Below are 8,115 nucleotides of genomic sequence, written 5' to 3'. Positions count from 1 at the left end.
GGATGCCCGTGCCGAGTCCGGGCGGGGCCGCTTCCTTGCCAGGGACCAAAATCCGCAGCGTCCCGCCGCCCCGGATACCCTTGCCTGAGGCCCTCGCCGCCATCCTTCCGGATGCCCGTGCCGAGGGCGCGGCGGCTTTTGGGGGGGGGCGGAGCCGCATCGCCACGGCGTCAGCGCCCCGCCCGTGGCCCCTACGCAAAAAAATGAACCGCCCTGCCCGCAGGGCAAACCAGTCTGCAGGCAGGGGCCTGCCCCCCGGCCGTCCCCGCCCCGAAGAATCTGGCAGAGAACGCAAGAGAACTGTAACGCCCCTGTCACACCCCCCGCGTACCTCCTGACTACCTGCACACTCAAAAGGTTTTCCGGAGGCTGCCATGCTCGGGCTGTCCGTTTCCTTGCCGCGGCCGCGCGGCCGCGCAACCACGCCGCCACCGGCGGATTTTTTGCGTCACCCCACCCAATGGCGACCGCTGCCGCCGCCTGTAAGCCGCACCGCAGGCGCAACGGAAGCGCGCCTGCTGGACGAAATATTGCGCGCCAAGGCCGTGCGCACGGTGCTCCAGCCTATTGTCTCGCTGCGGGACGGCGCCGTTTTCGGCTACGAGGCCCTGAGCCGCGGCCCGGCTGGCGGCCCCCTGGAAAAGCCCGATGCGCTTATTGCCGCGGCCCTGCGCCACGGCCGCATGCTGGAGCTGGAGCATCTTTTCCGGCACAGCGCCCTGCGCGCGGCCCGACGCCTTCCGGCAGGGCTGCGCCTTTTTCTCAACGTCAACCCCAACATCATCCAGGACGCGCGCTTTCGGGAGGGCTTTACCCGCGAATACCTCACGCGCTTCGCCCTCTGCGCCGAGGACATCGTTTTTGAAATCACCGAGCGCGAATCAGTAGCTAATCTGCAGGGATTCCTGGGTATTATTGAACACTATAAAGCCCAGAACTACCAGATCAGCATTGACGACGCCGGGGCGGGGTATTCCGGCCTCAACCTCATTTCGGACGTGCAGCCCCATTTCATCAAACTGGATATGCAGTTGGTGCGCGGGGTGGACAAAGACCTGGTGCGCCAGGCCCTTATCCGCAGCATGCAGGAGTTTGCGGGCCTTACCAACACGCGCCTCATCGCCGAAGGCATTGAAACGGAAGCCGAGCTGGCCACGCTGGTGGGCTTTGACGTGCCTTACGGCCAGGGCTTTTTCCTCCGCCGGCCGCACGCGGATCCTTTGCCGCCGGAACAGGACGCCCTGCGCGTCATTCAACGCGAAAACAAAATCAAGAACCGCTTTTTCGGCGCGCGGGTCCACAAGTTTCATGTCAAAAACCTCTGCCGGCCCGGCGTGGCCCTGCCGCCTTCCACCCCCATCGCCGACCTGGCGGAAATGTTTGACAACGACGCCGCGCTCCACGGCCTGTGCGTGGTCAGCGGGGGCGTTCCCCTGGGCACGGTGACGCGCCACCGCCTGCACCGCCAGCTGAGCGGCCGGTTCGGCTTTTCCCTTTTTGCGGGCAAAACGGCGGATGTGGTCATGGATAAGGACTTTCTGCACGTGGAGCACCAGACCACCATCGACAGGGTGGCCCGCCTGGCCATGACCCGCGACGACGAAAGGCTTTACGACCTTGTGGTGGTAACCCGCGAAGGACGCTACCTAGGGGTGGTCACCGTCAAGGAGCTGCTGGAAAAAAGCATTGAGCTTGAGGTAGCCAACGCCCGCCAGCTCAACCCTCTTTCCGAACTGCCGGGCAACGCCCTCATCGACATTGAGCTGGAACGCCTGGTGCGCCTGGGCCTGCCCGCCTGCGTGCTCTACTTCGATATAGACAGCTTCAAAGCCTATAACGACAAATACGGCTTCAACAACGGCGACAAGGTGCTCAAGCGCCTTTCGGCCAGCATCAGGGAGATCGCCCCTGAGCAGTCCTTTGTGGGGCACATCGGCGGGGACGACTTTATTGCCGTGAGCCCTTGCCAGCAGGCCGCGCGCATCGCCAAAGACTGCATCGCCGCCTTCGACCAGGCCGTGCCCGCCTTCTACAGCCCGGAAGACGCTGCCCGCGGCTATCTGGACGGCAAAAACCGGGCCGGCGCGGAGGAGCGCTTTCCGCTCATGTCCCTGAGTATTGTGGGCGTCAACGCCGCGCGCCACCAGAGCGTGGCGGAGCTGGCCCGCGCCGCCGCCGCGCTCAAAAAACAATGCAAAGCCCTGCCGGGCAGCAACTGCCGCATCGCTTTATGAACAGTCACGGCATCGCCCTGCGCCTTCCCACCGGAGCCTCCATGCCCCTCAGCTGCAAGCTCTTTCTCTCTTTTGCCGGCATCATCGCGCTTATCCTCATCCAGTTTGTCGTCCTGTTCCGCGGCGCAGAAGGCCTCAATAGCGCCGTAGCCCGCATGGATCAGGAGCTGCTGCCCTCCGTGGTGGCCGTACAGTCCATGAATATGCTGCTCTATTCCGCGCGGTCGGACCTGGCCGCCCTCACCACCCATACGGACAAGGTCACCATTACTGAGTACCACAGCCGCATCAAACGCACGCTCCGTCAGCTGGGCCGCCAGGCCGCCGCTTACAACGATCTGCTTGCGGCCCGTCAGGGCCGCGTGGCCGAGGCTTCAGCCACCCTCTGGGCCACCGTCAGCGACCTCATGCGCCAGACGACGGCGCCGCGTGAAGAGGTCGTCCGCCTGGCCCTGGAGGGCGATACGGAGGGCGCCATAGCCCGCTTCACCCGCGACCGCGCGGACTTCCTGCGCCTGGCCCGCTTTTTTGACCAGCTGGTCACAGCGGATGTGGAGGCCGGCCGGCAAGAAGCCGCTCAGGTCCATCAGGGCGTGCGCCGTCTGCTGCGCCGTGCGGGTGCGCTGGGCCTGGCCGTAATCCTCGTCAGCCTGGCCGTGGCCTGCGCCATCACCGTCTCTGTGCGGCGACAACTGGGGGCGGATCCGGCCCGCCTGCGCCGCATCGCCGATCAGGTGGCCGACGGCGCTTACGCCCTGGAGCCCACGGGCTCGTCCCGTGGGGTTTATGCCGCCCTGCTGCGCATGGCCGCCGCCATCAAAACCCATATGGACACGGCCCGCCGCCAGTCTGACCGAGCCAGGGAGGAATCCCGCCGGGCCGGTCAGGCCCTGGAGCAGGCCCGGCAGGCCGGCGCCCAGGCCGACGCCAAAAGCGCCGCCCTGCTGCGTGCCGCCGCAGACCTGGAAGAGGTGGCCCGCGTGGTGGCCGACGCCGCTGACCGGCTGGCCCACCGCACGGAACAGACCGGCCGCGCCGCCGCCCTCACCGCGCGGCAACTGGAGGCAGCCGCAACCGATACCCAATCTCTGCACGATGCGGCCCGCCAGGTAGCCGCCAACGCCGCCACCGCAGCGGCCTCCTCAGCCCGGACCCGCGCTGAGGCCGAATCCGGCGCGGCCGTTGTCCGTCAGTCCCTGCAGGGTATGGAAGACGTGCAGTCCGCCTCCCTGCGCCTCAAGGAGGACATGGCCCGCCTGCACGCCCACACCAGGGACATTGCCCGCGTTATGGACGTCATTGCGGATATCGCGGACCAGACCAACCTTCTGGCCCTCAATGCCGCCATAGAAGCGGCCCGCGCCGGCGATGCAGGCCGCGGCTTCGCCGTGGTGGCGCAGGAAGTGCGCAATCTGGCGGAAAAAACCGTGGCCTCCACCCACGACGTCCACACCGCCGTGGCCGCCATGCAGCAAAGCGCCGGACACAGCATGGCCTCGCTGGACGCCGCAGTGGAACGCATCGCCAACACCACGGGCCTCGCCCGCCAGTCCGGCGCGGCCCTGGAAACCATCGTCGCCACCGTGGACGCTACGGCGGAACAGGTGCGCCGCATCGCCGAAGCCGGAACCGGACAGACGGAATCCGCCGCCGCCGTGGCCGCGACCATCCGCAGCGTAACCCAAAACGCCGCGCAAACCGCCGACCATATGGCCGCCGCCGTGCACGCCGTGGACGACCTGGCCGCCCAGGCCAAACACCTGGCCGGTCTGGTGGAAAGCATGAAGCAGTGCTGACGGAAGGCGCGGGATACTGCGGCGGAAAGGGACGATTGCAGGCAACGGCCCCCTTTCGCTGCAAAAAAATTTCCTTATTCCCGTTCCCCGTGTCCGCTGCGGCGCTGGCGCAGGCCGTCGATAAGCATGCAGCAGCCGCAGAGGGAGATGGAGACGGCGGTGGCGACGAACACGCCGCGGTAGCCCCAGCCGGCGTCCACGACCATACCGCCCAGGAGGGGGGCGAGCATGCCGCTGGCGTCAAAGGTAGCCATCATGATGTTGGAGTTGAGGGAGCGGGCGTCGGGGGAGGAGCGGTCGTATACGGCGGCGGCCAGGAGGGGGTAGAGCAGGCCGAGGCCCAGGCCGTAGAGGGCTGTGGCGGGGACAAAGGCCCAGAGGGGGCCCCAGGCCAGGGTCAGCTGGGTGCAGGCCAGCACGGCGCAGCAGAGCAGGGTGACGCGGTAGCGGGGCAGGGAGTCCAGCCTGCGGCTGCCCAGGAGGCGCACCAGGATGATGGTGAGGGTATAGGTGCTGAAAAACCAGGCGGGCTGCCCGCCGGTGACGGAGCAGAGGCCTTTCATGAAGAAGATGGCCAGCACGGTCATGATGCTGAAGGTCATGCAGGCCAGGTAGACGAAGAGCAGGCCGGAGTGGCGCACGGCGCGCCAGAGCTCGCGGCCGGAAGCGCCGCCTTCGGTGACGGTTTGCAGCTCAGGTTTGCGCAGGCGCGGGGCCAGGGGCAGGAGCATGAGGAGCGAGGGCAGACCCAGCAGGCCCATGAGGCCGAAGAGGTGCGGTTCGCCGCCCAGGAGGGGGAGGATTTGTTCGCCCAGGGCGGGGATGACGGAGTAGGGCAGGAGCAGGGTGAGGGAAAAGAGGGCGAAGCCCCTGGCGCTCTGGCCTTTGGGGATGCAGCTCACCAGCACGGCCACAGTGCAGCTGGAGAAGACCGCCAGGGCGATGCCCTGGACAATGCGCAGAAGCCAGATGAGGGCCACCAGGTGCGGCCCGGCCACATGAGCGTAGGCCAGCATGACGCCGCTGGAGACGAGGATGGCCGCGCCCACGGCCAGGAGTTTGCCCCGGCGCAGGAAAAAGACGCTGGAGAGGGGGCGGAACAGAAGGACCATGGCAAACATGGAGGCAATGAGCACCCCGCGCCAGTTGGGGCTGACGGAGAGTTTTTCCAGCCATTGTTCAAAACAGTAGAACACGGCCACAAAGCTGTTGCAGAACATGGTCATGCAGAACAGCAGGATGAAGTCGCGGCTCAGAAGCCGCTGGGGCGCGGCGTCTGCGGGCGGCGTCCTGGTGGGCGGCTGGGCCTGGTCTGGCGCGGTGAAGGCGTGGGGCGGCATGGGGCCTCGGGGCAAAAGTGTGGACCGGGCAGCTGCGGCCCTCCGGCGGGCGGCAGCCAGCCGGGGGCGCTCCGGTCAATGGTATTCGCCGGTAAGGAAGTTGGCGGCGTAGGTCTGCACGGCGGCCTCGTCCACCATAAGCATATCCATCTGCCGGGTCATGATTAAAAGACGCCCCAATTGGTCCAGGCGCGCGCACAGTTCGTGCCGGGGGTACTTCTGGAAGCGTGCGCGGATTCTATCACCGGTAATGTTCACGGTAAAGCCGAGTTCCTGGAGGATCAGGCCGATGCAGCGCACGCGGCGCTCCCGCTGCACGTTGCCGGCGGCCCCGCCCGCGAATTCAAAGCGAATGTAGTTTTTGCTCAGGGTATCGCCGCACCAGCTGTCCACGATGGCGTAGTGGTAGCCCACGCGGGAAGAAAAATTGAGGTAGCGGTCGGCAACGATGGCGTAGCTGCGCTGACCGAAGCGGGAGCCGGTTTCCTGGTTGCCGCCGATGACGCTCTGGCCCACGACGGAAAGGAAGCCACGCATGTTGACGGGCCGGGGGCCGTGGGCCTGCACCGCGGGGTTGAGCATGCCGCCGAGCAGACAGTGGAAGGGGGTGCTGCGCACGTCTTCGGGGGTAACGGCGTTCCGGCCCGCGCGGCGCAGGCCGCCGCCCAGGTCGATGATATAGAGGTCCAGGGGGAGGGGGGCCGCGAGGCGGCAGGCCAGGCCCGCGTCTTTTTCGCTTACGCTGTCCGAAATCTGAAACATCTGGCTGTAGCTCAGCTCATGGGCGTAGCGCATGACGTCGTGCAGGGAGGTGCAGTGCTGCGGCGTAAAGGTGGCGGCCTGGGGGTCCACCAGGTGCAGGGGCAGGATGTAGGGGGTCACCCGGCGGAGCAGCATGAGGGCCGGGGTGTCTGCCCGGCTTTTGGGGCGCACCAGGCGCAGGGGCAGCAGCTCCGGCACCTCGCCGTTGTAGACCCGGCCGGAGAGGGCGTCCACGGTCACCACCTGGCCGGGGGTCAGCAGGCTGACGGCCCCGGGCAGGTTCATGACTGTGGGCACGCCGAATTCCCGGCACAGGGAGGCCATGTGCCCGGTAAGGCTGCCTGTTTCCGCCACAATGGCCGCGGCCCGGCGCATGGCCGCCATGGCGTTGGGCGAGGAGTGGGGCAGGAGCATGACCGCGCCTTCGGGGAAGTGGGTCATGTCCTCGCCTTCGGCCACGGGCACCACAGGCCCGCAGCCCACGCCCCTGGCGGCCACGTCCCCGCCGGCGAGCAGGGGCCGCAGGTGCCCCAGGGCCGGCGCCACGGCCAGCTCCGCCGTGCTGTCCAGGCCCATGGGCCGGGTTTGCAGCAGGACGATCTGGTCGTCCTCGTCCACGGCCCATTCCATGTCCTGCGGGTATTGGTAGTGGCGTTCCAGGTCCAGCACCATGCGGGCCAGGGCGCGGGCCTGGTCGTCGCTCAGGCAGGGGACGTCGCGCAGGGCGTCGGGCACGGGTTCCAGGAGGCTTTCCACCAGGCCGCCGGGCGTGCGGGAAAGGCGCAGGCGCACTTCCTTGTGGGCGATGGTTGCCTTGGCGATTTTGCCTGTGGCGCGCGAAACCAGCCACTGGTCCGGGGTGCCGGAGCCGTCCACCACCATTTCGCCCAGGCCCCAGAGGCCGTTGATGACCACGCAGTTGGAGCGCAGATCCACAGGGTGGCGCGAAAAAGCCACGCCTGCGGCCTTGGCCCGGACCATCTCCACACAGCACAGGCCCATGCCCGTAGCGTCCAGGGCATAGCCGTGCCCGGCGCGGTAGGCCAGGGCGCGCGGCGAAAACAGGCTGGCCATGACCCGGCGGAAGGCCGTGAGCAGATCCTGGCGGGTCACGCCCAGGATGCTGCGGTACTGACCGGCAAAGGACTGCACGCCGTCTTCGGCGATGGCGCTGGAACGCAGGGCGGCCACGGCGTCCGCGTCCGGGGCAAAGGCCGCATCCCAGGCTCCCAGCAGGGCCTGTTCCACTTCCGGCGGCATGGGGGCCTCCAGAATGCGGGCCTCCACCTGGCGGGAAACGGCGGCAATGCCCTCGGGCTTGTCCGGATCCACAGAGCGCAGGAGGTCGTAAATACTTTTGAAAAGGCCCGGCGTGCGCAGCAGAAAGATGTTGCCCGCCTGGATGGTAATGGCAAAGCCGCGCGGCACGGGCATGGAGAGCATGTTGCGCAGTTCGCCCAGATTGGCGTTTTTGCCGCCCACGCTGTAGGCCATGCTGGCGTCTACCTCGTCCAGAGAAAGGACAAGCTGGGCTACGTCGCCCTGAGCGTGCTGGGTCAGCTCCGCTTCAATGCGGGCGCCCAGGGCCCGCACGGCCTGCAGCAGGGCGGCCTGGCCGCCGCTGGCAAGACGGTTGAGGGCCGTGGCCATGCGCTCGCTGAAGACCACGGCCCGGCGCGCGTTTTTGCGTACCTGGCCCACGTCCATGCGCTTGTCCCCGCGCTGGGCCGCGTCCAGGGCCGCCAGCACGCCCGCCAGATCCGCATTGGCCTGGAGCAGTTCTTTGAAGGATTCGTACCGGCTGTTGAACGAGGCCAGGGCCTGTTCGCGTCCGGACCGCGCCGGGGTGCGGCTCAAAAATCTGCGCAGTAAAGGAAGCATGGAAACCTCCTGGAGGAAGGCCTTGGCATTGCGCCTGCGGGCGTTGCAAGGCTATTGCGCGATGCCCGCAGCCCTGCAACGTACCGCGCAAGGCCTGCGGCA

4 protein-coding genes are annotated in these 8,115 nt (G+C 67.3%); 2 read left to right on the top strand and 2 right to left on the bottom strand.

All coding sequences use genetic code 11. From position 1 onward, the window contains the following. The first annotated feature begins 374 nt into the window (after nt 1-374). Nucleotides 375-2,234 carry a bifunctional diguanylate cyclase/phosphodiesterase gene (locus tag BLS55_RS06010; RefSeq protein ID WP_092153456.1) on the top strand — a complete coding sequence of 620 codons (1,860 nt, stop codon included), beginning with the start codon at nt 375-377 and terminating at the stop codon, nt 2,232-2,234. Further along, the gene (locus tag BLS55_RS06005; protein WP_143339525.1) at nt 2,231-4,030 is read left to right on the top strand and encodes a methyl-accepting chemotaxis protein; all 1,800 of its coding nucleotides are present in this window, start codon (nt 2,231-2,233) and stop codon (nt 4,028-4,030) included. Before BLS55_RS06010 ends, BLS55_RS06005 begins: the two co-directional genes overlap by 4 nt. Nucleotides 4,031-4,104: 74 nt before the next feature. Here BLS55_RS06005 and BLS55_RS06000 read toward each other — a convergent pair whose 3' ends face one another. After that, on the bottom strand, nt 4,105-5,370 hold the full coding sequence (locus BLS55_RS06000) for an MFS transporter (RefSeq protein ID WP_092153454.1): 1,266 nt from the start codon (nt 5,368-5,370) through the stop codon (nt 4,105-4,107). 75 nt (nt 5,371-5,445) lie between these two features. Continuing rightward, the gene (locus tag BLS55_RS05995) at nt 5,446-8,013 is read right to left on the bottom strand and encodes a PEP/pyruvate-binding domain-containing protein (RefSeq protein WP_092153453.1); all 2,568 of its coding nucleotides are present in this window, start codon (nt 8,011-8,013) and stop codon (nt 5,446-5,448) included. Between the last annotated feature and the right edge of the window lie 102 nt (nt 8,014-8,115).

This window comes from Desulfovibrio legallii (assembly GCF_900102485.1).
In the GTDB taxonomy this organism is placed as follows: Bacteria; Desulfobacterota; Desulfovibrionia; order Desulfovibrionales; family Desulfovibrionaceae; genus Desulfovibrio; species Desulfovibrio legallii_A.
The sequence above is the reverse complement of the archived record's forward strand: the minus strand, read 5'-3'. Positions and strand labels throughout refer to the sequence as shown.

What these genes read in the sequence shown, in the direction of transcription:
- BLS55_RS06010 (WP_092153456.1), top strand. Translation starts at nt 375, where the DNA reads ATGCTCGGGCTGTCCGTTTCCTTGCCGCGGCCGCGCGGCCGCGCAACC.
- BLS55_RS06005 (WP_143339525.1), top strand. Translation starts at nt 2,231, where the DNA reads ATGAACAGTCACGGCATCGCCCTGCGCCTTCCCACCGGAGCCTCCATG.
- BLS55_RS06000 (WP_092153454.1), bottom strand. Translation starts at nt 5,370, where the DNA reads ATGCCGCCCCACGCCTTCACCGCGCCAGACCAGGCCCAGCCGCCCACC.
- BLS55_RS05995 (WP_092153453.1), bottom strand. Translation starts at nt 8,013, where the DNA reads ATGCTTCCTTTACTGCGCAGATTTTTGAGCCGCACCCCGGCGCGGTCC.